Consider the following 23,545-nt stretch of genomic DNA (forward strand, 5'->3'; position numbering starts at 1 on the left):
TGGGCACGGCCTCAGGAGAGCCAGCGGCTCAGGCCGTCCGCGACGAACTCGTCGTCCCGGAGCCAGGGGTAGGCGGCCCAGATCCGGTCGATCTCGGCCAGTTGCCCCGGCGAGAGGTCCTCGTCCGGGTCGAGACACCAGCGCCCCGCCAGCAGGCCCTGACGGCGCAGCACCTCGTGGATGCCCGGGATGCACCCGTGGAAGCCGTTGGCCGAGTCGAAGATGGCGGCGTTCGCGTCGGTCAGGTGACCGTCGAGGCCGAGCAGCCGCCGCACCGCCGCGTCGTCCCCGCCCCGCGCGAGCCTGGCCTCCTCCAGCAGTTCCACGGCCCGCCGCACCCACACGGCCCACTGGCCGAGCAGCCCGCCGACGAACTCGACCTCCACCTCGCGGCCGTCCACCACCACCCGGTGCCCGGTTATGAGGTCGGCGAGGATGTGGTCGTCGTTGCCGGTGTAGAGAGCCACCTCACCGGCCCGCCCGGCCCGCACGACGCCGTGCAGGACGTCCAGCGTGCGGTAACGGTCGAAGGGGGCGACCTTGATGCCCACCACGGACTCCACGGAGGCCAGCCTGGCCCAGAAGTCCCGCGACAGGGGCCGCCCGCCCACGGCCGGCTGCAGATAGAAGCCGATCACCGGCAGCACCTCGCCGACGGCCCTGGCCCGTTCGACGAGCGCGTCCTCGTCCAGCTCGCGGTGCGGGCTGAGCAGCACCATGTGGTAGCCGAGCGACCTGGCCAGCTCCGCCTCCGCCACGGCCTGCGCCGTGGGCCCGGTCGCCCCGGCCACCAGGACGACCTCGCGCCCGGACTCCCCGGCGGTCCGCGCCGCCAGTTCGAGCACGGGAGCCAGCAGGCCGGTGCCGTGGATGGCGAACTGCGTCGTGTGCACGCCCACTGCCAGCCCGCCCGCGCCCGCTTCGACGTAGTAGCGGGTCAGCGCCCGCTGACGCCGCTCATCCAGCCTCCGGTCCTCGGTGAGCGCCAGCGGATGCGCCGGGATCACCAGGCCGCGCCGGAACAGGTCGCGTACGGACGTCTGCGCCTCCGAAACCATGCTGAGCACGTGAGGGCCCCCTTCGAACGGTTGAGATGGCATGCGGGTCAGAAGCGCCCGTCGCGGCGCTCGAACTTGGTGGGTTTGCCGAGCAGCGGCCCGCCGTCCGCCACCCACCGCGCCGTGTGCTCGATCAGCTCGGCCGGGGTCAGCTCCGGGTAGCCGAACAACCGGTGGCAGCGCCCCGCGTTCGACAGCAGCGCGGTCGGCGCCTCCTCCCCGGTGAAGACGGGCTCCTTGCCCAGCGCCGCGCCGAGGGCCAGCGCGGCCTGCCGTACGGAGATCGTCTCGGGACCGGTCACGTTCAGCACGTACGGCGGCGCGGAGGCCAGTGACAGCGACCGGAGCACGACCTCGTTGGCGTATCCCTGCCAGACCACGTTGACCTGCCCGGTCGCCAGGTCGACGGGCTCGCCCGCCAGGATCCTCTGCGCCAGGTCGACGAGCACGCCGTAGCGCAGTTCGACCGCGTAGTTGAGGCGGATCAGCGACATCGGCGTGCCGTGCGTCTCGGAGAAGTGCGTCAGCACCCGCTCGCGGCCCAGGCAGCTCATCGCGTACTCGCCCACCGGGCCCTCCGGCGAGTCCTCCGTGCTGCCGCCACCGGTGACGGGGACGAGCGGGTAGACGTTCCCGGTGGACAGGGCGGCGATCCTGCTGTCCCGGAACCGGTCGGCGACCCGGCCGGGCAGGTACGTGTTGGTGAACCAGGTGGTGTGCTCGCGCCCCTGCGTGCCGAACTTGGCGCCGACGAGGAAGACGACGTTCTCGGCGTCCGGCAGGTCGCGCAGCGCCCGCTCGTCGGCCACGTCGGCGGGCACCACCGTCACCCCCTCCGCGGCGAGCGCCTCAGCGAGCCCCGGCTCGGAGAAGCGTGACACGGCGATGACCCGCCGCCCGCTCCCCGCGGCCCGGCCGGCGTTGAGCGCCAGCCGCACCAGGCTCGGCCCCAGCTTGCCCCCGGCGCCCAGGATCAGGATGTCGCCGTCGAGCCCGCCCAGATCCTCCACGAGCCCGGCGCCCGGCCGCGCCAGCCGCTCCTCGAGTTCCGCCGTCGTCCGCACGCCCGGTCTCCTCTTCTTCGATTTACGGTCCAGACCGTAACCGGCAGAGAGTCGGGCTGTCAACGGATCGGAAGGGGCGGGTGCTCCCGCGGACGGAGGACGACACGCCGGAGGCGTCCCTCGCCCTCCTGCTCTCACCTCCCACTTTCCCGGTGGACGGCGGTGGCTTCCCGCCCGGTGAACGGGGCCGATCGGTCGCCGGGGAACGCCGGGGCGGGCGGTGCGCCCGCCCCGGCCCGGCGGATCGGTCCGCGGGAGGTGGTTCCGGGGCGGGCGGGAGACCTCAGCCTTCGAACGTGACCAGGGAGTACCGGTAGGTGGTGGAACCGTTCTCGTCGCCGGTGTGCGAGCGGCCGGTCATGACCCGCCCGGCGCCCGCCTCCGAGTAGCAGTTGCTCTCCTTGGCACAGCTGCTCGACACCGGGGAGGTGAGCCGCACCTGCCTGCCCTGCCAGTAGATCGCGGCGGTGCGGTACTTCGTGATGCCGTTCTCGTCGCCGGTGTGCCACCTGCCGGCGATGGCCTGGTCGGGCGGGGCGACGAAGTTCGACCGGCTCTCCCGCTGGCCGGTGTCCCAGTCCCCGAGCAGCACCTGGGCCTGCTCGCCGTTGACCAGGATCCAGCTGCAGTAGTAGGTGGTGGGTTTGTTCTCGTCACCGGTGTGCGAGCGGCCGGTCAGCACCTGGTTGGTCGGGCAGGTGAAGGGGATGCCACGCCATTCCTGGATGGTCTCGGTGTACGAGCGATCGACGCGGATCGTCACCTCCGCGGTGGCGGCCGCGGCCGCGGGGACCGCGGGAAGCACGGTCAGGGCGGCCAGTGCGGCCGCCGCCATCGTGGTGGGCAGAACCTTCTTGGGCATCTCATGTCCTCTTGCTCAGTGGTCTGTCGTCGTCCGGCGCGCGGCGGAGGGCGTCCGGGTCCCCACGGTCCGCGCCATCGCCACGGGACGTGAGGACCCGGCATGCGCGATCGGCGGTGCGCCATCCCCGTTCCCGGCGCCGATTCAGCCCCCCTGCCGCCCGCGAGTGCCGGAGGCCGTCGCGGGGACGGGTCACATGGTGTCCGGCGCCACTTCATCGGGTCGTCCCTCCACAGGGGGATCGCGGGTCCGCCGCGGGAGTTACCGCCGGCATTCCGATGAACGATCGCTCGAAGGGCCTTTCGGACTTCTCCGTTGATATCAGTGGGATGAAAAGGGCGCTGCGCTGTCAACCGGACGTCCCCATGCCTCGTCTCTCCTGTGCCCCTCCGTCACGACAGGAGATGTCTTGCGCATCCGTCCCGCTCTCTCGGCCGTCGCCGTGGCCGGCGGCCTGGTCCTGCTCTGCCCACCGGCGCACGCCGCGGCCTCCGAGGCGCGGCGGACGGTCTCCGAGGTACGGCAGGCCGCGGTCCTGGCCACCGACGTCGTCTCATACCGGTGCGAAGTCGCTCCCAGCGGTGAGAAGCAGGACGTCAGGGTCAGGGTCGAGATGGAGATGCCGTCCGACGCCAGGGCAGGTGTGCAGACGACCATCCGATGGCGCGGCACCTACGCCGACCAGACCGGCGTGCTGAAGGTGCCCCCCGTGGGACTGCCCGCCGGGACCAGGCTGTACGCGTACGCCTCCATCAGCGGGATCGAGAACCTCACCTCCGCCACCGGGACGGAGGACCTCGGAGCCCTCAGGGCGGACCAGGCCCTTCAGTTGCCGGAGGGGTGGGTATCCCTCAAGACCACGCCGAGGAACGCGGGCACCGCGACGGTGAAGCCGGCGACCATCAACTTCGGGACGGATTCCGACAAGCGGCTGATCCACTGCGAGACCCTGAACGACGACGCGCTGAAGACCTACTCCCTCCGCGTCGCCTCGGGAGACGGGCAGCCGGCCGGCCCGACCCCGACTCCGGATCCGACCGATCCCCCCCAGGCCACCCCGACCCCGGACCCGACCCGAACCCCGGACCCGACGCCCGAGCCCACCCCCACCGTCATGGTGACCACGGTCGACGAACCGGCGGACTCCGGCTCGGACACCCCGGATCCGGCGACGGCCGTGGCCGAGGAAGCGGTGGAGCCGGACGGAGGGGTGGACGAGACCCCGTTCGGAGCCGCCGCGACCGGAGGCGGCGGCGAGGCCGGCCCTGATGCGCGGACGTTCGTGGTGGCCGGCTTCCTGCTGACCCTCACCGCTGGCATCGGGCTGCGGTCACGCCGCCGCGGCATCCTCGACGGGTGACCGCTCCGGCGCCGGTTCCCGCCCGTGGCACGCGAGCCGCGGCGCGCCGGCGGTCCGGCGGCGTACGGCCTGCCGCCCGGTGTCACCGCCGCGGCTACGCGTCCGGTTCGGACGCCGCCAGGCGGTCGGCGAGGCGGTCGAGGCCCTGCGTGATCATCCGGCCGTAGCCGTCGTCGCCGAGCGCGTCCACGGCGGCGCGGCCGCGAGCGAGGTGGTCGTGGGCACGGCCGAGGTCGCCGAGCCGGTGGTAGGCGTCGGCCAGGTTGAGGTGCAGGGAAGGGTAGAGGCCTCTCGCGGATCCGGTGACACCGGCCTGACGTGCCCGTTCGTCGGTGATGAGATCCGCGGCCTCCAGGGCGCGCAGATCCCAGAGCAGTTCCTCGTGCACGTCGTCCTGGACGTCGGCCATCGAGTGGGCGAGGGTGCACCGGTGCACGGGGTCGCCGCTCACGCCGATCTCTTCCCACAGGTCGGAGAACAGCAGACGGGCCGCCTCGCGCTCACCTCGGTTGCCCAGCTCGATCCCCTGACCGATCCTGGCCATCATCGCGTCGGGCCCGGTCATGCTGCACCTCGTCTTTCTCACCGTCTCCCCGATGGACGGCGTCGTCCGGACATCATGTCAGCGGTCCGGGCGAGGTCCGCCGGTCGGTCGTCCGGGCGCACGCCGGGGCCGCGGGCCCGTGGCCGGGACCGCGCGGGAGGGGACCGGTTCCGGGGTTTCCTGAGCGTCCTGGTGGAGCCGTACCGGGAGGGGAGCAGGATGCGTGCCGCGTCGCGGAAGCGCTGGAGCCGTGGCGGCACGGCGGAGGGGTGCCGGTGGCGCCGGTGCCGTGCCCGCCTCGGGGCAGGGATCGATGCGTCCTCAGGGCAGGGGGTCGATCATGATGTGCTGGTCGTACTGGGAGAGTTCCTCGCCGCGGTCGGTCAGGATGGGCCACTTGGTGTTCCGGGCGCACCAGACGGCGTGCCCGGCGGTGATGTCCCGTGAACCGTCGAGGATCTCCGCGATGTCGCCCACCTTTCCGTAGGTGAAGTCGTCGACCACCACGCCGGGCGTCGTGACCAGCTCGAACAGCTCGACCTGGGTGGATATCGGAGAGATCGACAGCACGGCCGCGAGGCTGGTGGCGGGGATGCATATCCCGCCGCCGCGAAACAGGCACATGGCGGCGATGCTCCGCGAGTACTCGGTCTTCGCCACCGCGATCTCGATCAGGGCGCTGACGTCGAGGACGCGTCCAGGCAGCATGCTCAGCCCCTCCGTACTCGCCGGATGCCGATCTGTCCCCACTCGGTCTCGGTCAACTGCTCGACGCCCAGGGCGCCGGCGGCCCGGTCGAGGTCCTCGCGGTGGAGGTTCCAGCGCTGCATCAACGTGATCACCTGCGGCTTGTTGCCGATCTCACGCTGCAGGGCGGCGTTGATCACATCCGAGATCCTGCTGCCGGTCGCCCGCGCTTTATGAGAAAGCGCCTCATAAGCCGCTTTATCCAGCTCTATCGTGATAGAGGTGTTGGGGTCTGGGGGAATTGCTCTTTGTTGCACCTTTCTGTGGTGAAGATGCGCCAGCCACAGAGGGACGGGCTGCGACTCCTGCATGGTTACATCCTGGTCGTCGGGTTTTGGCGTATCCGGGCTTTTGCCGTTTTGCCAGTCCGGTAGGGGATGGGCCATACATCTGACATTAGCTGTGAAACCTCCTGATGGCAGCACTCTCCTTCCAGCCCGATGACCGGCCGTCGGGACAAAAGGGGCAGTGCCGGTCACCTCGGCGGGATGTCAGGACTCCTGGGCGGGCGGCGCGGAGGTGGGATCGGACGGCGGCGCCGACGGATCGGAGGAGGGGCCGCCGTCCGAGGAAGGTTCGCCGTTCGAGGAGGGCCCGTTGTTCGAGGAGGGCCCGGAGGGGGGACCCGCCGGATCCGAGGACGGTCCGGAGGACGGTCCCCCCGGATCCGAAGAGGGGGCGTTCGAGGAGGAACCGTTCGCGGGAGGGCCGGAGGAGGGATACCCCGGATCCGTGGAGGGGCCGGTGGACGGGTCCGCGGGGGCCGGGGAGGAATCAGGCGCGGGTCCCGAGGACGGATCCGCCGGGCTCGCCGGATCGGCCGGTTCCGGTACGGCGGCGCCGCACAGCCCCGCGCCCTGCCGTTCCCGCGCGATCTGGTCGGCCGTCTTCGTCCGGTACTCCTCCCGCTCCTGCGGTGACGGCGCGTACCGCCACGAGCCCTCCTCGAAGCGGAACCCGAAGCCCGTCGTGGTGCCGGACCGGACCGCCCGGACCGTGGCGTCGTCGCCGCGGACCTCGACGGAGCCGATCGTGAACGCGGCGCCCGACGGCGGACCGGTGGAGGAGGAACCGGTGGACGAAGTGCCGGAGGAGGAGGGGTCGCCGGGCGAGGCGTCGTCCGTGAGCGGCGGGCACAGCCGGAACAGCCGGATGTAGTCCTCGCGCTCGATCAGATCCTTGGCCCCGGCGCTCCACAGGTCCCAGAAGTCGCCGTAGGAGCCGCTGGCGTAGGCGTCGAGGATGGGCTGGACGTTCCGGCGGACCTCCTCCTCGGAGTGCGCGGCCCCGCCGGTGGCCGAGGCGCTCCGCACCGGGGCGGGCGGGTCGAGCACCGTCACCATGGTGACGACGGCGCCGATCACCAGGCCGACCGCCAGGAGCACGATCACCGCGAGTCCCCGGCCCGTCTCGTCCGAGGGCCGGCCGTACCGCGGGGGGTGGCCCACGTGAGGTCTCCGGAGGGGAGGGGAAAGCGGACGGACGCGATCGTACCCCGTCCCGGTCATCCGTCCGGGGAATCGGGCGAAACCGGCGAACGGGTCGGCGGGTGAACCGCAAGGGCTGGATAATGCGCCGGTGGGTGCGACGATCGGTGCGGCCGCGGCCGTCTTCGCGGGGACCAACATCGACGACATCGTCATCCTGCCGGTGCTGTTCCGGACGATCGGGCCGGGCGCCGTCACCGTCACCGTCGCCGTGTTCGCGGTCCTGGTGGCGGTCTGGTGCGCGGTGGCGTCGTGGCTCGGGTCGCACCGGAAGGTCATCGCCCTGGTGGAGCGGTCGGGCAGGTGGCTCGTTCCGGTGGTCTTCATGGTGATCGGCGCGGCCATCGTGGCTCAGTCCATGATTCCCTAAAGATGGACTAATCATCCGAATTTAGGACATTCCACTCGGGGAATTACTTCACATGCGACAGCATCTGCGGTTTCACCGGCACCGTTGGTTCAAGGTGTGGCTCGCCATGACGGCCCTGTCGGCCGCGCTCATCATCATGATGGAAGCGGTCGGCAACCACGCGGTCAGGCCCGCCGCCTTCTTCTACGGCGCCGCGGCGGGACCGATGGCCCTGCTCGTCGCCATCCACGACCGCACCGGAATCGGCACCAGCGTCCCGGGGGTCACGCTGGTGGGGATGTTCCTGTTCGGCGGAGGCGTCGCCCTGCTGCTCGGCGGATACTTCGACTCCCTCCTGATCCCCGACGGCGCGAGCCTGGACATCCTGCGGGTCGGCTGGATCGAGGAGCCGGCCAAGCTCGTCCCGATCCTCGCGCTCGCGCTCACCGGCCGCCATCTCACCAAGGCGGCGGGGGTGGCGCTGGGCCTGTCGTGCGCGACCGGCTTCGCCGTCATGGAGTCCATGTCCTATGCCTGGAAGAACGTCGAGAAGGACAGCGCCGTCGGGGCGGGCATGGTGCTGTTCACCCGAGGCCTCACCACCCCCTTCGGGCACCTCGTCTGGACCGGGATGGTGTGCGCGGTCGCCTTCGAGGTCTGGCACCTCGTGGGGCGGGTCGTCGTCACCGTCGCCATCGCCTGCGCGTTCACGGTCGCCGCGACGCTGCACTCGATCAACGACGGTCTGCTCGTCCTCGACGTCCCGCCGGCCGTCCGGCTGCTCTTCCCGGTGGTCGCGGCGGTGAGCTACTGGCTGTTCCACCGGGCCACCGGCGACCTGGTCCCGCGGGTGCCGGCCGGCGCCTCGGTGCCCGCCGTACGGATCATCGCGCCGCCGGGCCTGCAGCCGCCGGGCCTGCAGCCACCGGCCGGAGCGCCACCGGCCCGACCCGCCTGACCGCGCCACCGCCGTCCGGTCGCGCCGGGTGGAGCATCGGCGCGTCCGGCCGCGTCGCAGCGGGTCGAACCAGGAGCGGATCGGAGCCGGACCGTAGTGAGTCCGGGCCGGACCGGAGTGGATCGGAGCCGGGTCAGAGCAGGGACAGCAGCCATCGGGGGCCGGTGACCAGGGCCCCCTCCGCGGTGACGCGCCCGCGCAGCTCCCGGTCGGCGGTGACGACCAGGACGCGCCGCCAGCGGGGGACCTCCCGTACGGCCCGCACGATGGCGTCGTCGCCGCTCCCCGGGGCGGCGACGACCGTCACCCCGTGGACGGGCGCGACGCCGCGGGCGGCTCCCTCGACGACCATGACGAAGCGGGGGAACCACCGCTCCAGGGGCGGCAGGGGCGCGGGCACGTCCCGCACCCCGCACATGCCGAGCGCGGCGACCTCCGAGGCCAGCTTCGCGGCGGCCCCGGCGCGGTCCCTCCACCATCCGTGCTCGGCGCGGGCGCCGACGATGTTGGCGACGTCGAGGACGACCGTGAGCGGTGCGAGCGCCCGCCTGATCTCGGGCCAGGTCGCCGCGAAGCCGGGATGCAGGTTCCCGGAGGGGATCGTCTCGGGGGTGAACCAGCGCAGTGCGACGCTCTCGCCGTTGGCGGGGAACGCCTCCAGCAGCCCGGACGCCTCGGCGATGACGGTCGCGAAGGACCAGCCGCCGTGGTCGTCGAGGTACAGGCCCTGGACGCGGAGGCCGTCGCCGGTCAGGCCGGCCTCCTCGTGGGCCTCGCGGAGCGCGCCCCGGACGGGATCCTCGTGGCTGTCGAGGGCGCCGCCGGGCAGCGCCCAGGTGCCGCCCTGGTGACTCCACGCGGCGCGCTTCTGCATCAGGATCCGGGGCGTCCCGTCATCGTCGTGGTGGACGGCGAGCAGGCCGGCCGCGTGGTGCAGACCCCAGTGACGGTGACCGAGGTCGCACCGGGCCCACCCGTCGCCGTCACCCGCAGCCATGGGTCCATGATGCCCCAGGTGGGGGATGCCCGTCGCTCCGGTCCCGGCCCGGGGACACCGGGACACCGGGACCGTGTGGGCTCGCGTGGCGTCCCGGTCGGACCGGGAGCGCCGGGACACACCGGACCGGGCGGGCTCGCGGGGCGTCAGGCGGGTTGCACGGCGGCGCGCAGGGCGGCGACCGTGAGCCCGAGTCCGGCGGCGGAGGCCCGGTCGAGGGCGGCGGTCAGCGTCTCCACGTACGTGCCGCTCGCCGCGTCCCGGCGCGACCGGCCCTCCTCGGTGATCACCGTGTAGACCCCGCGCCGGTCCTTGGCGCACAGGTTCCGCCTGGTGAGCCCGGCGCCCTCCAGTCGTCCGACGAGCCGGGTGACCGAGCTCTGGTTCAGCCCGAGCAGGTCGGCCAGCTCCTGCATGCGCAGTTCGCCGTCGTGCGCGGTGGACAGGCGGCACAGCGCCCGGTACTCGGACAGGCCGAGCCCATGGCGCTGGAGCGCGGTGGACAGCTCGTGCTCCACCCGTGCGTGCAGCCGCACCACCCCGATCCACACGTCGTCGTCGATCGTCATCGGGCCGCTCCCTCCTCAGCGTTGGCGACACCCTACATGCATAAACAGAATATGCATATGCAAATAAGAAACGAGGAGTGCGTACGGCACGGCCCGGGCCCGCCTCTTCGTCCCGGGCGTCTTCGCGGCGGCGGGGACGGCCTCAGCCGCCGCCCTTGCTGAAGTGCTGGAGGTCCCTGGGTCCGCTCCAGTAGCCGCCCCACTCCCAGCCGAGCCGCTGGAACGCCTTGACCACCCTGTCGCCCGGGTTGATCACCCCGGGCTCGTCCAGCGGGCGCTTGACGAACTTGCGGGCGTTCTTGTGCGCCACCGAGCCGTTCCCGTATATGTAGGGGTTCTCGCGCGGGTTGATGTCGATGGCCTTGCCGTAGGCGTGCTGGGACCAGCTGCTGGACCCGGTCGCCGGGCGGCAGTTGAAGGCTGAGGTGTTGTCGGCGTCGATCGAGTCGAAGTCGTCGCCCTTGTAGGCGTCCACGGGCACCATCTTGTAGATCGGCCACCGCCAGCCGTACAGGCGCTTGAAGACCGTGACGATGTCGTCCGTGACGCTCTCGTGCACCACGAGCCTGCCGGTGTGCGGCTTGTCGTCGAAGCCCCAGTAGGTCATCGTGACCATCCGCAGGTCACCGACCGGGACCGGGCAGCCGGGCCGCCAGGAGTAGGGCAGCTGGTCGCGGGTCACCTTCGAGACCTTCGCCGAGAACTCCGGCGGGCCGGTCGGGCTCGGGCTCGCCGAAGGGCTCTCGCTCGCCGGGGCGCTCTCACCCGGAGTCGCGCTCGGAGCCGGCGTCGGGCTCACGGCGACCTGCTCGGGCGTGGTGGACGACGAACCTGGCGTCGGAGAGCCCGACGGCGGTGTGTCGGACGTGCCGCACGAGGCCGCCAGGAGGCAGCCGGCGGTCACGGCGACGGCCGCCCGGACGCGGACGACGGACCGGGTGGTTGGCATCTGATCGCCCCCGTATCGAGGTGAGACGTCGAGGTTTCCGATGTGGCCAGCCTGCTACACGAGGTGGGCGGCCGTCGTGGCGGGGTCCGGTCGCGGGCCTGCGGGTGGATCCGCCGTGCCCGCGACAGGGCCTGGTCGCGGGGCGTCCGGGCGGACCCGCCGTACCTGCGAGTCGTGCCTGTGGTGGGGTCCGGTCCCGGATGTCCGGGCGGGCCCGCCGTACCTGCGAGTCGTGCCTGTGGTGGGGTCCGGTCCCGGATGTCCGGGCGGGCCCGCCGTACTTCTTGGCCGAGCCTTTCCGTGGAAAACCTCGTTCCTGTGTTCGAAGGGGCGCTACAGTCGGAGGCACTGGATCGAACACGGGTTCGGACGCTCACTCGGATGGCGTTCGCCCAGGTGGGAGGGGTGCGTCATGGTCATGCTCGCGACGCCGCCGGTGACCCGCACCCCGATCCGGCGGCCCGCCGCCCGCCGCCGCGCGACACGCCGTAGCTCTTTCTACGGAAATCTACGTCGGCCGCTATATCCCGTCATAAAGTCCGAGAGCGTGGACCCCGTGCGCAATCCCTACGCCCCCGGTGCGGGGCAACGCCCCCCAGAGCTCGCCGGGCGCGACCGTGAGCTGCAGCAGTTCGAGATCGTCCTGGAACGGGTGGCCCGCGGCCGCCCGGAGCGCAGCATGGTCATCACCGGCCTGCGCGGCGTCGGCAAGACCGTCCTCCTCAACACCTTCAAATCGATGGCCATGCAGCGGCTGTGGGGCACCGGGAAGATCGAGGCCCGGCCCGACCAGTCGATCAGGCGCCCGGTGGCCGCCGCCCTGCACCTGGCGATCCGGGAGCTGGCGCCCCGGCATCGCGCCCCCGACCGCATCGAGGAGTTCCTCGGCGTGCTCAAGGCGTTCGCGATGCGCGACCCGACCGCGGCCAAGGGCACCTCGCACTGGTCGCCCGGGATCGACGTGCCCGCCGCCCGGGGCCGGGCCGACTCCGGCGACCTGGAGATCGACCTCACCGAGCTGTTCGTCGACGCCGCCGGGGTCGCCACCGATCTGGGCGTCGGCATCGCCCTGTTCATCGACGAGATGCAGGACGTCCAGTCGCCGGACGTCTCGGCGCTCTGCGTGGCCTGCCACGAGCTCTCCCAGAGCGGCGGCCCGCTGATCGTGGTCGGCGCCGGCCTGCCGCACCTGCCCAGCGTGCTGTCGGCCAGCAAGAGTTACTCCGAGCGGCTCTTCCGCTACGCGCGGATCGACCGGCTCGACCGTCAGGCGGCCGACCAGGCGCTCATCGCCCCGGCCGAGGACGAGGGGGTGGAGTTCACCCAGGAGGCGCTCGACGCCCTCTACGAGGCGGCCGACGGCTACCCGTACTTCGTCCAGGCGTACGGCAAGGTCGCCTGGGACGTGGCGCTGCGCAGCCCGATCACCGCCGACGACATCAAGGTCTCCGCGCCGGAGGCCGAGGCGGAGCTCGCGGTCGGCTTCTTCGGCAGCCGGTACGAACGCGCCACCCCCGCCGAGCGCGACTACATGCACGCGATGGCCGCCATCGGCGACGAGCCGGTCGCCACGGCCGAGGTCGCCGAGGGCCTGGGCCGCAAGCCGTCCAGTCTCTCCCCGGCCCGTGACAGCCTCATCAAGAAGGGCCTGATCTACAGCGCCGAGCGCGGTCTGATCGCGTTCACCGTGCCGCACTTCGGAAAGTTCCTGCGTTCCCAACCTGTCTGAACATGTGTTCGATATACTCAAGGCGGGTCCTAGACCCCTATACGGCTCTCTAGTGGGGAAGCTAGAGAGCCGTATAGACCTCCATCGACCGCGCCCTAGAAAAATCTAGGGTTCTCTAGCCACGTGCCGATACAGGGCTAGATTCCGTCAGAGTTCCGATGTCGACCGCCTGTCCGGCGGCGTCCACCAGTGCCATCCGCACCGCCGGGTGCCTCCCGCTCAGATAGACCGCGAAGACCACGTCCACCGGCTCGTCCGTACGGCTGCGCCCCGGATAGACGAAGAACCGCCAGCACAGCTCCCGCCAGCTGTCGACCGGCTCGCCGGAGGCCAGCAGCCGCTCGTGGGCCCGCCAGACCGCGCTGGTCCGCAGCCGGTGGAGCGCCTGCTCCGCGGGCATCGGCCGCTGCTCACAGGGGGCGCGGTGCCGGATCCGGGCGGTCGCCTCCTCGATCTCGGGGGACAGCGCGGCCAGCACCACCAGCCCTCCGGCCGCGGCCAGCGCGTCCGGCCACGTCATGGCGGCCAGCAGCGACCAGCCGGAGACCGGCGGGGCCCAGACAGTCCCGGCGGCCATGGCGGTCAGCACCGTCGTCCGGCCCAGCGAGCGCAGTCCCACCGGCGCGGCGCTGACCTCGCCGAAACAGCCGCACCCCACGTCGGGGCGCTGCCGCCGCAGCTCCCACAGGACGTAGGTGGACATCGCGAAGAACCCGGCCGTCGCCCAGCGGAACGCCGCGTGCCCGCTCGCCAGCAGGCCGGTCAGCAGGGCGGCCTCCCCGGCCGCGCAGACGAGCATGGCGGACGCCCGCCAGCGGTCGGGCACCAGCACCGCCGGCCCGAGCCTGCCCAGCGCGCCCGGTTCGGCGTCGCCTCTGGCCGTCCACAGCTTGGCGAGCGCGCCCGCCGCCAGCAGGACGCACAGCACCGGCAGCTGCGCCACGGCGATCATCGTCAGCGTCCACGTCATCACGGCGTCACCCCGGTGTCCTCCTGAGGTCCGGTGTCCTCCTGAGGTCCGGTGTCCTCCTGAGGTCCGGTGTCCCTCCGGATCCCGGCGATCCCGGATCCCGGCGTCACCGTGGTCCGGGTCGGTGTCCATGTCATCACGGCGTCATCCCAGTCCGATCCGCGCGTTGAAGCATCCCTTGGTCAGGTCGCCGCCGAGCTCCACGAAGGAGGTGGCCGACAGCTCCGCGATCCGGCCGCGCGGGGAGGTGCCGCACTCCAGGCACCGGTCGCAGAACCTCCCGGCCATGCAGCCGCACGCCACCAACGGCAGGACCGAGGTACGGCCGGCGCACACGTTGCGCACGGTGAGCGCCGAGCCCAGCGCCAGATAGGGCAGCCCGGTGCACGACACTCCCGTGTCATGGCAGTCGGCGTCGGAACGCTCCAGCATGGGATAGGCCGCGCCGCGCTCCGCGTAGTCGAAGGCGTCCGACCAGGTGGCGGTGCCGGAGATGCGTGACTGAGTGGCGCCGTAACCGGGTGGAGGCTTGGGCACCGCCGTCCACCGGTAGGGCGGCTGCGAGGTCGCCGGCAGCCGGGCCTTGGCCACGCCGTCCTCCCGCACGCCGATGGCGTCGAAGAGATAGCCCGGCTCGAACTTCGGGTGCCGGACGCGGAGCCGGCCGGAGGCGCCGTAGGGCACGACGATCGTGCGGCGTCCGCGGTGCGGCCCGCAGTACAGCTCCACCGTCTGGTCCCGGCTCCCGGCTCCGATGGTCTGGATCACCCCGGTGATCCGGGTGATGTCCGCCCAGATCCGGTCCACGACCCGGCCGGACCGCAACGCCCTGATGATCACGTTGGCGCCCCGCGGCAGGTCCGCCGGGGCGACGTTCTCGCCGCGCCAGGCGGTCGCCCACGGTGCGATGACGAGCCGCTCGTGGTGTCCCTCGGGGGTCTCGACGAGGATCAGGTGCGGGCTGACGTCCAGCAGCTCTCCGGTGACCGCCTGGAAGACGCCGTCCCCGTCCGGGGCGGGGCCCGGCACGTCGAGGCTCCGGCCAAGCGCCGCCGCCGCCAGGACCCGGCGGCGGTCAACGCTGCGGTATGGCATCGCCACTCCCATGCTCAGGTGAGGTCTTCCGGAGCTAGCCTCACACGACCGCCGGTGGCCGGGCGCCGACTTCGGCCCCTGGAACCGGCAGGACTCCGACCGGGTATCAAAATTCCCATCCTCGATGCAACGCGTTACCTCCCGTAACGGGATGAAACCAAGCGCGGCGCACGAGTACACCGAGGTTCCCGCCGAACTCGTTTTTTGCCGTTGACCGTATGAAATATGGGTTCCGGTTCAGCCGGATCAGGGGCGCGGGCTGCGATTCTGGCGACTACACGCACCCTGACCGCAGGCGGGTTGGTGATCGCGGTGACCGGCGGGAACCACGAGGAGTTCCGCGAGTACGTCGTTGCTCGCGGCCCCGCGCTGCTGCGCGCGGCCCGGCAGCTGACCGGCCACCACAGCGACGCGGAGGACCTGCTCCAGGCGGCCCTCGCCCAGACCTACCTGGCCTGGGACCGCATCCAGGACCGCGGCGCCCTGGACGGCTACGTGCGGCGGGCGATGGTCAACATCAACATCTCCTGGTGGCGCCGGCGCAAGCTGGAGGAGTACCCGTCGGAGGACGTCCCCGAGCCGGCCCTCGCGGGCGTCCGCGCGCCGCTGCCCGAGCGGGTGGAGCAGGCCCTCGGCCGGCTGCCGACCCGGATGCGTGCGGCGATCATGCTGCGCTACTACGAGGACATGACCGAGCCGGAGATCGCCGAGACCCTGGGGATCAGCATCGGCACGGTCAAGAGCACGGTCTCGCGGGCGATGGCCAAGCTCCGCGGCGACCTCACGATCCCCGAGCAGCGTAGGTCCGGGCCGCGGTCATGACCGACGCCGGGGGCCCGCCGGCGGCTTCGCCGGACGGCCGGGGTCCGTGCGGTCCGGGTGGAGTCTGCGCGCCGGGGCGGCTATCCGGTGTGGTCCTCCACGCCCGCCGTGGCGCAGGGCCGTACGGCGTCGCGGATGACCCTGAGCGCGTCCAGGAAGGCGTCGAGCCGGGCGGGGGGCAGGAGGCCGGTGAACCAGGTCTCGATGTCGTCCAGGTGCCGCGGGACGACGGTGGCGAGCCGTTCGGCGCCCGCGTCGGTGATCGCGGCGTAGGAGGCCCGGCGGTCCTCCGGGCACGCCTGCCGGGCGACCAGGCCGTCACGTTCCAACCGGTCGACGACCCTGGTCATGCCGCTGGTGGAGAGGTTCGTCTGTGCCGCGAGGTCGCTCATGCGCAGGCGTCCGCCGGGTGAGCGGGCCAGCCGGAGGAGCGTCTCGAAGTCGATGTCCGACAGCCCCGCCGCCGCGAAGGTCGACCGGGTCTTCGCCGCCAGGCCGCCGTGGACCTCGGCGAGGAGGCCCATCGCGGTGAGGCGGGAGTCGTCAAAGGGGATCACGCTCTCACTGTATCCGAAGGTAGTTGACGGAATGAATATTCCTCATGTAGAAACATGCTGACTCAAACATCCGCGCCGCAATATCCACTCGGGAGTAGACCATGAGCACTCGTACCTGGGAAGGGCTGCAGCTCCCCGCCCCCGGCACCTTCGTTCTCGACGCCGCGCACACCCGCGTCGGTTTCGTCGTGAAGCACATGATGGTCAGCAAGACCCGGGGCAACTTCACCGATTTCGCCGGCAAGGTCACGGTCGCCGAGAACCCCCTGGAGTCGTCGGCCGAGCTCACGATCCAGGCCGCGAGCATCGGCACCGGCAACGCCGACCGCGACGTCCACCTGCGCAGCGGGGACTTCCTGGAGTCCGAGAAGTACCCCGAGATCACCTTCCGCAGCACCCGGGTGACCGGCCACTCCGGTGACGAGTTCACCGTCGTCGGCGACCTCACCATCCGTGACGTCACCAAGGAGGTCGAGCTCACCGTCGAGTACGGCGGCGCCGGCACCAACCCGTGGGGCCAGGACGTGTGGGGCTTCTCCATCTCGACCGAGATCGACCGCGAGGAGTTCGGCCTCACCTGGAACCAGGCCCTGGAGACCGGCGGCGTCCTCGTCGGCCGGAAGGTCAAGATCGAGATCGAGGGCGAGGCCAACCCGGCCTGACCCGTCCGGGCCGGCCGTCCGGTCCCGCCCGGTTCCCCGGGGAGAGGCGCCGCGCCCGTCAGGTCTCCTGAGGGGGCGCACCACGGTGGGAACGCACCGCGGGGGGCGCATCCCGGAAGGGCGCATCGTGTCCACCCTCCGGGAGCCCGCGTCGCGTCGGATGGAATCCCCAGCCTCCGATCCGTGCTGAGCTGGGGATTCATTCTTCTGTCCACAGCTGTGGATCAAGTTTTCCACAGCTGTGGACGACTCGGCGGGTCCGCTTCCCGCCGGGACCCGGGCGGTTCCCCCGCGGTTGATCCTTCGCGGGGCCGGGCATTCCCGGAGGCTCGCCCGCCAACCGCTTTGCCGCACTGCCTGATGGCCGGTACGCTGTTCTGAGCCACACGGCAACCAGGAGGCTTCGCCTAGTCAGGTCTATGGCGCCGCACTGCTAATGCGGTTTGGGTCTACAGCCCATCCGGGGTTCAAATCCCCGAGCCTCCGCAGGTCAAAGGCCCTCTCCCAGATTTCGGGAGAGGGCCTTTCTGTTTCCCGGACACCGCCGGGGCTGCGGTTCGGGTCGCAGTTGTCACCCGCCTGTCACCCGTCGCCCCCGAGAGCGGCGCCCATGCGCGTGCTCGCGTCCCGCCGCCGGGTCAGCGGTGTCGCCGGTACCGCAGATCCACGATCCCGTTGCGGGAGGCGGTGCTGGAGACCAGGCCGAGCCGGTAGGACCCGGGGTCGCCGTCGAACAGCCGGGTGCCCTCGCCCGCGACGTAGGGGAACACGCTCAGCTGGAACTCGTCGATCAGATCGAGCCGCATGAGCGACCGCCAGAGGCCGACGCCGCCCCAGACCACGATGTGGCCGTCGCCGCCCAGCCTGAGCCTGTCGATCTCTTCCGCCGTGTCACCGGCGGCGATGACGGTATCGGCCCAGTCGGCCTTCTTCAGGGTCCGGGAGAAGACGACCTTGCGCCCGGAGTTCAGGATGTCGGCGAACGGGTGGTCGGTGGACGCCGTCATGGCCTCGCTGATGCTCTCGTAGGCGGTGCGGCCCATGAGGTGGGCGTACGCGCTCCGGAGGAAGTCGAGCTGCGCCGGGTCGTCGGGCTCACGGTTCTCGGGCAGGTCGAAGCAGAACTTCCAGAAATCGGTGCCCTCGTCGGCGAGGAGGCCGTCGAGGGAGTAGTTGAACACTGTCGCCGTCAGCTTTCGCATGATCAGAACTCCGTGGTCTCGGGTCGTCCGGGGGCCGTGTTCGCCGGGGAACGTGCGCCTCCCCGGGCCGCGGCACCCGCGTGGCCACGCCGTCCGTGGCCTGCCGCTGACGCTTCAGACGACACCGCCGCCCGGAAATCATCGGTGCCCGGTCCATCGGCCGGTCGCGCGGTCAGGCACCGCGCTCGCGTCCCGCCTCGGCCCTGACCCTCCCGCGGCGACCGTCTCGGCGGTGGGTCACCCCGGATCCGGCAGATCCATCGACGCGAGCCTGGCCGGATCCGCCACGACCGCGATGTCGGCGATCCGGCCGTCGACGACGGTGAACGCCATGACCGACAGTGGGGTGCCGTCCTCGAACCAGGACACGAACCCGGGAAGGCCGTTGACGAGCACCGCCCGTCCGCGTGCGGCCTGCTGCCGGCGCAGCCGCGCGCCGGCGGCGACCTGGGTGGCGCCGAGGACGACGACCACACCGCCGGGGGTGTCGACGGTCAGCTTCACCTCGGGGTCGAGCACGCGCAGCAGCCCTTCGAAGTCGCCGCGGCGGGCCGCCGCCAGGAACGCCTGGACCACCTCGCGCTGTTCCCGTCCGGCGGACACCGGCCGCCCGGTCCCCCGTACCTTCCTGCGGGCGCGGCTGGCGAGCATCTTGGTGGCGTCGGCGGACCTGCCGAGGATCCGGCCGATCTCGTCGAACGGCACCGCGAACAGATCGTGCAGCACGAACGCCAGCCGCTCGCTCGGCCGGAGCGACTCCAGGACGATCAGGAGCGCGAGCCCGACCGAGTCGGCCAGCGCCACGTCGTCCTCCGGCGCGAGGCCGTCATCGGCCGTCACGACGAGCTCCGGCAACCGGTCGTCGTAGGACGCCTCGGGGCGGGCCTGCCGCGAACGCAGGACGTCGAGGCTGATCCGGCCGACCACCGTGGTCAGCCAGCCGGCGAGGTTGTGGATGGTCGCCGGGTCCTGCCGGCGGAGCCGCAGCCAGGCCTCCTGGACCACGTCCTCGGCGTCGGCGTGCGATCCGAGCATGCGGTGGGCCACCGCGCGCAGCCGGTCGCGCTGGGCCTCGAACGCCTCGTCCACCGGGTCCGCCGGGTTGGCGCCGGACATGTCGTTACCTCCCTCGGATCCACTCCGTCATGGGGATGACGGGCCCGGACGGGCACAGGTAACCGATGAGGGAGCAAGGCCAATGGAAGCACGCATGAAGAGCCGCGCGGACGCCGACGTGATGACGGCGATCCAGCGCCTCCACAAGGCGATTCACGCCGGTGGCGTCGACCCGCTCGTGCTCGGCCTGGTACACCTGCGGGTCAGCCAGATCAACGGCTGCAGCCCGTGCGTGTTCGCCGGGGTCGCGTCGGCCAAGAAGCAGGGAGAGACGGACGAGCGGCTGCACAGCGTGGCCGCCTGGCGTGAGACGCCCTTCTTCACCGAGACGGAGCGGGCGGCCCTCGCGCTGGCCGAGGCCGCCACCCGGATCCAGGACGGCGCGCCGGGCGTGACCGACGAGATCTGGGACGCGGCCGCCGCGCACTTCGACGAGAAGCAGTTGTCCGCGATCAACCTGGAGATCGCGCTGACCAACTTCTTCAACCGGATCAACCGTACGATCCGCGAGCAGGCCGGCAAGACCTGGTGAGCCGGACGGGGCGTCGTCCACCCGGCGACCGCGCCTCCCGGACCGGGAACGGCGGCGGTACGGCGAGCACGTGAGAGGCCGTGGAAAAGCAGTGGATGGCCGGCACGGAGGGACCGCAGACTGGGACCCGTGATCGACATCACCGCCGAACTCGTGCACACACTGGTCTCCGGGCAGTTCCCCGAATGGGGCGACCTCCCGGTCCGGCCGGTCGACCGTCAGGGCTGGGACAACCGGACCTTCAGGCTCGGCGAGGAACTGGCCGTACGGCTGCCCAGCGCCGAGGGCTATGTGGCCGCCGTCGAGAAGGAGGACCGCTGCCTGCCCCTTCTGTCCGGATGTTTGCCGCTGCCCGTTCCGGTGCCGGTCGCGGTCGGACGCCCGGCGGACGACTACCCGTTCCCCTGGTCGGTACGGCGCTGGCTTCCCGGGGACACCCTGGATGACGCGGCGGACGTCGACCGGATCGGGCTGGCCCGCGATCTCGGGGGCTTCCTGACCGCGCTCCGGGAGGTTCCGGCACACGGGGGACCCGCCGCCGGGCGCCATTCCTTCTTCCGGGGCTGTCACCCCAGCGCCTACGGCGACCAGGTCGAGCAGGCGCTCGGCACGCTCGGGGACGTCGTCGACGTCGCCGCCTGCCAGGCGGTGTGGGCCGCCGCGCTGACCTCGGCCTGGCCGTCCCGGCCGGTGTGGTTCCACGGTGACGTCGCCGCAGGCAACCTGCTCACCACCGGCGGGGAGCTGTCCGCGGTCATCGACTTCGGCACCTCCGGCGTCGGCGACCCCGCCTGCGACCTCGTCATGGCCTGGACCTACTTCGCCGGTGACGAGCGGAAGGTCTTCCGGGAGGCGGCCGGTCTGCCCGACGACGCCTGGCGGCGGGCACGCGGCTGGGCGCTGTGGAAGGCGCTGGTGACCATGGCTCACCTGTCCAGCCCCGATGCCGGGGGCTTCCAGAGCCGTGTCCTCGTTCAGGTCCTGGAGGACCCGGTCGTCGGCTGACCGGGTGTGAGCGGCCGGCGGGGTCGCGGAGGGCCGGACGTGCCGGAGCCCTCCGCCCTCACCGCCGGCCTGCTAGGTCCGGGAGTCCGGTGGGTCCGGGAGCCCGGTGGGTCCGGTGGGTCCGGGAGCCCGCGAGGTGCTCCCGGACCCTGCGGAACGGGCCTCGCTAGCAGGGCGCGGTGGCGACGGTCACGCAGCAGACCGTCGAGGCACTCGCGACCGGGACGGCGACCGGGATCGGGACGGTGACCTCCGGGCACGCGACGGACGGAGGACGCCAGGCGCCGGGACGCCCCCCGATGACGGCCGTACCGGTCGTGACGGCCCTACCGGGGTAGACGGCCATGCCGGCCTGGGCGGGGGAGCCGATCACTCCGAAGGAACCGCCGCCGGTGAGCAGGCAGGCGACGCCGGGGTACTCGATGAACCCGACCGCTCCGTACCCGCAGACCGGGGTGATGGACGCGGGGAACGGCCGCGGACGCCCGGCGAGCCACATGACGCCTTCCGCGACGCCCGTCATCTGGCAGTAGGTGACGGACGTTGAGCTGGTGAGGCTCGGCGTGCAGTTCGAGGACGCTCCCGCCGGGCCGGCGGGCCCTCGCGGACCGGCCGGTCCCTGCGGCCCCGCCGGCCCGGCGGGTCCCCGTGGCCCCTGCCCCGGACCGAGAGCGGCGCCGGGTTGCCCGGGAGGCCCTTGAGGTCCGGCAGGACCCTGGGGACCCGCAGGTCCGGCAGGTCCGGCAGGGCCTGTGAGTCTTGTCAGACCGGTCAGTCCGGTGCGGCCGATCGGTCCGGCGGGTCCGGTGAGTCCGATCGGTCCTGCGGGTCCTGCGGGTCCGATCGGTCCTGCGGGTCCGGCCGGTCCGGCGGGTCCGGTGAGTCCGATCGGTCCTGCGGGTCCGGCAGGCCCCGCCGGTCCTGCGGGGCCGATGAGTCCCGGCGGTCCGGGCGGTCCGGGGGGGCCGGGTGGTCCGGGGGGACCGACGATCGACTCTCCGGGCCTGCCGTCCAGACCCCGGGGACCCACCGGGCCCACCGGGCCGCGGAAGCCGCGCGGTCCGCGGCATCCGCGGTGGCCGCCGCAGCCGAACCCTCTCCGGCATCCTCGGCAGCCTCCGGGGCAGGCGCAGGAACGTGGCCCCACGGAGACGTGCCGGGCGTGCGGGACGATGCCCTTCTCGGCGTTCTCGTATATCGGAGGGCCTCCGTAGGCGTTCGCGGGCATCTGGTTCGACGCCATCGTGAGGACGCCCGCCGTCGCGGCGAGAGCCAGGCCCGTGAGGCGCCCGCGATGGGAGGAAACCGGCATACGCCTTTTATTCTGAGAAAATCCTCTGTTTTCCATGTCGTTCCAATTCTGGAGGGGTGTATCTCTCAGTGCCATGACAGGCGGCACTGTTCGGCAGATACCCAGAAAATGGGTGTAGGTCATATTGGAACGGTTCGGCGAGGGTAAACAAAGCTTCAGGCGTTCTGTCGGTAATCTGCACCGGCCTGCCGTCCGACCGCCCTTTTGCTGATATTTCCTGGAAAACGGCGGTGTTTTCTGCCGGCCGATGCCCGGCGACCGTGCTGATCCAGTGACATGGCTGGGATTTCGAACTATGGCTCGCTGGTCACTGTTTCAGTGCATTATCCTGATTGTAGGAGAAGAATCGCATATTCCGGCGTTCGCCGCTGTCCGACGGTGCCGGGCCCACCCGGCGGACGTCTCCACCGGGCGGCGGTGCCGCTCAGTTCGGCGGGGTCAGGTCGATGAACGGGATGCAGTTCTCCGGCCACCTGGGGTTCCCCGGCGTCCCCGGGGTGGGCTGTACGACGCACGAGGTGTAGGCCAGTTTGCCGTTCGCGTTCCGCACCGTCAGGTGGAGGTCGTTCCCCAGGCTCGACATGGTGAGGCCGACCACGCCGCCCGGATAACCGGGCACCGACGAGAGGTCGAACCAGCGAGGGGTCGTCCGCGGATCCCGGAGCAGCAGCGCTCCGTCGCTGCGGGGGGCGCCCAAGAAGGCGGTGCCGCCCTGGAACGCCATGGCGACGCCCGCACTCGGTCCCTGGGGTCCGGGCCGGCCCGGCGGGCCGGGGATCCCGGGCGGCCCCTGGGGTCCGGGCGGTCCCTGGACGCCGGATGAGCCCGGGGGCCTGGACGGAACGGGCTGTCCCCGGAGGTTCCCCGATCTCATGGCCGGGCGACGGCACCTGCCGTTCCTGAAGACGTATCCCTTCCGGCCCCCGCAGATCTCCCTGGCGAAGGCGTCCCCGGCGCCGGGGGACGGCCGTACGGCGGCCCGGTCCGAGCCGTGGGCCGCCGGCTCCGAAACATCCGAAGCCTCCGCCAGGTCGTCGGCGGTCTCCGCTCGGTCCCCGGCGGCGAGCCCGGCGAGGAAGTCCAGGGCGAGGTCCTGGGCGCCCTCGGCCGTGCCGGCCGCCATGTCCCCGGCCGTGTCTTCCGTGCCCCCGGTCATGACGACCTCCGCGTCCTCGGCCGCCGAGGCTTCCGCGCCCACGGCCATGCCGGTTTCCTCCTCCCCGATCCCACCGCTTTCCGTGCTTCCGGCCGTCTGGGAACCGTCGCCCGAGACCGTGCCGGTTCCCAGGATTCCGGCCGCTCCGGTGAGGCCGGTCGCCCCGGCGGATTCGGCGGCTTCGGCGTTCGCGATGCCGACGGTTCCCGTGCCGCGGGCCGTCCGGTGGACCGCGGCGGTCCCGGTGTCCCGGGTCGTGGCGGCCCCGTCCGTTCCGGTCGCGGCCTGCGCGGGCGCGTGGAGCGGGGCGGCCAGGTGGAGGACGGTCACCGTCACCGCGACGGCCCAGGCTCGGGCGTGCCCGCCGTATCCCTTCTCAGGGCCGTATCTACTGCTGCTCGATATCATTTCATTCCATATCGTTCGTGGCGTATGGGAAATCA

At 71.8% G+C, this 23,545-nt stretch carries 25 protein-coding genes and 1 tRNA gene; 9 read left to right on the forward strand and 17 right to left on the reverse strand.

The window, feature by feature from the left end; all coding sequences use genetic code 11:
* Positions 1-11: 11 nt before the first annotated feature.
* The 3 genes from ACFYSC_RS34635 to ACFYSC_RS34645 all read right to left on the reverse strand — a co-directional run bounded on the left by ACFYSC_RS34635 (position 12) and on the right by ACFYSC_RS34645 (position 2,984).
* Positions 12-1,058 carry a dihydrodipicolinate synthase family protein gene (locus ACFYSC_RS34635; protein WP_389970015.1) on the reverse strand — a complete coding sequence of 349 codons (1,047 nt, stop codon included), beginning with the start codon at positions 1,056-1,058 and terminating at the stop codon, positions 12-14.
* Between the two features lie 47 nt (positions 1,059-1,105).
* Positions 1,106-2,122, reverse strand: a complete 1,017-nt coding sequence (locus tag ACFYSC_RS34640) for an NAD-dependent epimerase/dehydratase family protein (protein ID WP_389969951.1) — start codon at positions 2,120-2,122, stop codon at positions 1,106-1,108.
* A gap of 283 nt (positions 2,123-2,405) precedes the next feature.
* Entirely contained in the window at positions 2,406-2,984 is a 579-nt protein-coding gene (locus ACFYSC_RS34645) for a hypothetical protein (RefSeq protein ID WP_389969953.1), read from the reverse strand.
* 409 nt (positions 2,985-3,393) lie between these two features.
* Between ACFYSC_RS34645 and ACFYSC_RS34650 the strand changes: the two genes are divergently transcribed.
* Complete coding sequence (locus ACFYSC_RS34650; protein WP_389969955.1) at positions 3,394-4,344, forward strand: hypothetical protein; 951 nt, start codon at positions 3,394-3,396, stop codon at positions 4,342-4,344.
* Positions 4,345-4,438: 94 nt separating this feature from the next.
* Here ACFYSC_RS34650 and ACFYSC_RS34655 read toward each other — a convergent pair whose 3' ends face one another.
* From ACFYSC_RS34655 to ACFYSC_RS34670, 4 genes are all read right to left on the reverse strand, one after another.
* Positions 4,439-4,909 (reverse strand): hypothetical protein, encoded by a 471-nt coding sequence (locus ACFYSC_RS34655; protein WP_389969957.1) that lies wholly within the window; start codon positions 4,907-4,909, stop codon positions 4,439-4,441.
* A gap of 300 nt (positions 4,910-5,209) precedes the next feature.
* Complete coding sequence (locus tag ACFYSC_RS34660) at positions 5,210-5,596, reverse strand: hypothetical protein (protein ID WP_362943333.1); 387 nt, start codon at positions 5,594-5,596, stop codon at positions 5,210-5,212.
* Positions 5,597-5,598: 2 nt separating this feature from the next.
* Positions 5,599-6,021: a hypothetical protein gene (locus ACFYSC_RS34665; RefSeq protein WP_389969959.1), complete on the reverse strand. Its 423-nt coding sequence runs from the start codon at positions 6,019-6,021 to the stop codon at positions 5,599-5,601.
* A 105-nt stretch (positions 6,022-6,126) separates the two neighbouring features.
* A complete protein-coding gene (locus ACFYSC_RS34670) occupies positions 6,127-7,083 on the reverse strand; it encodes a hypothetical protein (protein WP_389969961.1) in 957 nt (318 codons plus the stop codon).
* A gap of 130 nt (positions 7,084-7,213) precedes the next feature.
* Here ACFYSC_RS34670 and ACFYSC_RS34675 point away from each other — a divergent pair, with 130 nt between their 5' ends.
* Positions 7,214-7,492, forward strand: a complete 279-nt coding sequence (locus ACFYSC_RS34675) for a cadmium resistance transporter (protein ID WP_389969963.1) — start codon at positions 7,214-7,216, stop codon at positions 7,490-7,492.
* Between the two features lie 52 nt (positions 7,493-7,544).
* A complete protein-coding gene (locus ACFYSC_RS34680) occupies positions 7,545-8,429 on the forward strand; it encodes a PrsW family glutamic-type intramembrane protease (RefSeq protein ID WP_389969965.1) in 885 nt (294 codons plus the stop codon).
* A gap of 133 nt (positions 8,430-8,562) precedes the next feature.
* Here ACFYSC_RS34680 and ACFYSC_RS34685 read toward each other — a convergent pair whose 3' ends face one another.
* The 3 genes from ACFYSC_RS34685 to ACFYSC_RS34695 form a co-directional block, all read right to left on the reverse strand.
* Positions 8,563-9,426: an NUDIX domain-containing protein gene (locus ACFYSC_RS34685; RefSeq protein WP_389969967.1), complete on the reverse strand. Its 864-nt coding sequence runs from the start codon at positions 9,424-9,426 to the stop codon at positions 8,563-8,565.
* Positions 9,427-9,572: 146 nt separating this feature from the next.
* Positions 9,573-9,995 (reverse strand): MarR family winged helix-turn-helix transcriptional regulator, encoded by a 423-nt coding sequence (locus ACFYSC_RS34690; RefSeq protein ID WP_389969969.1) that lies wholly within the window; start codon positions 9,993-9,995, stop codon positions 9,573-9,575.
* A 142-nt stretch (positions 9,996-10,137) separates the two neighbouring features.
* Positions 10,138-10,944 (reverse strand): M15 family metallopeptidase, encoded by an 807-nt coding sequence (locus ACFYSC_RS34695; RefSeq protein ID WP_389969971.1) that lies wholly within the window; start codon positions 10,942-10,944, stop codon positions 10,138-10,140.
* 547 nt (positions 10,945-11,491) lie between these two features.
* Between ACFYSC_RS34695 and ACFYSC_RS34700 the strand changes: the two genes are divergently transcribed.
* Entirely contained in the window at positions 11,492-12,673 is a 1,182-nt protein-coding gene (locus ACFYSC_RS34700) for an AAA family ATPase (protein WP_389969973.1), read from the forward strand.
* A gap of 115 nt (positions 12,674-12,788) precedes the next feature.
* Here ACFYSC_RS34700 and ACFYSC_RS34705 read toward each other — a convergent pair whose 3' ends face one another.
* Together ACFYSC_RS34705 and ACFYSC_RS34710 are read right to left on the reverse strand one after the other, a co-directional pair.
* Positions 12,789-13,643, reverse strand: a complete 855-nt coding sequence (locus ACFYSC_RS34705; RefSeq protein WP_389969975.1) for a MauE/DoxX family redox-associated membrane protein — start codon at positions 13,641-13,643, stop codon at positions 12,789-12,791.
* A gap of 144 nt (positions 13,644-13,787) precedes the next feature.
* Positions 13,788-14,738 carry a hypothetical protein gene (locus tag ACFYSC_RS34710; protein WP_389969977.1) on the reverse strand — a complete coding sequence of 317 codons (951 nt, stop codon included), beginning with the start codon at positions 14,736-14,738 and terminating at the stop codon, positions 13,788-13,790.
* A 303-nt stretch (positions 14,739-15,041) separates the two neighbouring features.
* Here ACFYSC_RS34710 and ACFYSC_RS34715 point away from each other — a divergent pair, with 303 nt between their 5' ends.
* Positions 15,042-15,560, forward strand: a complete 519-nt coding sequence (locus tag ACFYSC_RS34715; protein ID WP_389969979.1) for a SigE family RNA polymerase sigma factor — start codon at positions 15,042-15,044, stop codon at positions 15,558-15,560.
* Positions 15,561-15,640: 80 nt separating this feature from the next.
* Here ACFYSC_RS34715 and ACFYSC_RS34720 read toward each other — a convergent pair whose 3' ends face one another.
* On the reverse strand, positions 15,641-16,117 hold the full coding sequence (locus ACFYSC_RS34720) for a MarR family transcriptional regulator (protein ID WP_362943372.1): 477 nt from the start codon (positions 16,115-16,117) through the stop codon (positions 15,641-15,643).
* A 101-nt stretch (positions 16,118-16,218) separates the two neighbouring features.
* On the opposite strand from ACFYSC_RS34720, the gene ACFYSC_RS34725 reads away from it, so the two are divergent.
* Both ACFYSC_RS34725 and ACFYSC_RS34730 read left to right on the forward strand, forming a co-directional pair.
* On the forward strand, positions 16,219-16,779 hold the full coding sequence (locus ACFYSC_RS34725) for a YceI family protein (protein WP_389969982.1): 561 nt from the start codon (positions 16,219-16,221) through the stop codon (positions 16,777-16,779).
* 396 nt (positions 16,780-17,175) lie between these two features.
* Positions 17,176-17,265, forward strand: a tRNA-Ser gene (locus ACFYSC_RS34730).
* A gap of 152 nt (positions 17,266-17,417) precedes the next feature.
* Here ACFYSC_RS34730 and ACFYSC_RS34735 read toward each other — a convergent pair.
* The gene (locus ACFYSC_RS34735) at positions 17,418-17,981 is read right to left on the reverse strand and encodes a dihydrofolate reductase family protein (protein WP_389969984.1); all 564 of its coding nucleotides are present in this window, start codon (positions 17,979-17,981) and stop codon (positions 17,418-17,420) included.
* 237 nt (positions 17,982-18,218) lie between these two features.
* A complete protein-coding gene (locus ACFYSC_RS34740; RefSeq protein ID WP_389969986.1) occupies positions 18,219-19,097 on the reverse strand; it encodes a sigma-70 family RNA polymerase sigma factor in 879 nt (292 codons plus the stop codon).
* 82 nt (positions 19,098-19,179) lie between these two features.
* Between ACFYSC_RS34740 and ACFYSC_RS34745 the strand changes: the two genes are divergently transcribed.
* Both ACFYSC_RS34745 and ACFYSC_RS34750 read left to right on the forward strand, forming a co-directional pair.
* A complete protein-coding gene (locus ACFYSC_RS34745) occupies positions 19,180-19,629 on the forward strand; it encodes a carboxymuconolactone decarboxylase family protein (protein WP_362943384.1) in 450 nt (149 codons plus the stop codon).
* A gap of 129 nt (positions 19,630-19,758) precedes the next feature.
* Positions 19,759-20,634 carry an aminoglycoside phosphotransferase family protein gene (locus tag ACFYSC_RS34750; protein WP_389969988.1) on the forward strand — a complete coding sequence of 292 codons (876 nt, stop codon included), beginning with the start codon at positions 19,759-19,761 and terminating at the stop codon, positions 20,632-20,634.
* 166 nt (positions 20,635-20,800) lie between these two features.
* Here ACFYSC_RS34750 and ACFYSC_RS34755 read toward each other — a convergent pair whose 3' ends face one another.
* Both ACFYSC_RS34755 and ACFYSC_RS34760 read right to left on the reverse strand, forming a co-directional pair.
* A complete protein-coding gene (locus ACFYSC_RS34755; RefSeq protein WP_389969990.1) occupies positions 20,801-21,157 on the reverse strand; it encodes a hypothetical protein in 357 nt (118 codons plus the stop codon).
* Between the two features lie 1,213 nt (positions 21,158-22,370).
* Positions 22,371-23,510: a hypothetical protein gene (locus ACFYSC_RS34760; RefSeq protein WP_389969992.1), complete on the reverse strand. Its 1,140-nt coding sequence runs from the start codon at positions 23,508-23,510 to the stop codon at positions 22,371-22,373.
* Positions 23,511-23,545 lie beyond the last annotated feature (35 nt).

It is taken from the genome of Streptosporangium sp. NPDC004379 (assembly GCF_042873875.1).
GTDB lineage: Bacteria > Actinomycetota > Actinomycetes > Streptosporangiales > Streptosporangiaceae > Streptosporangium.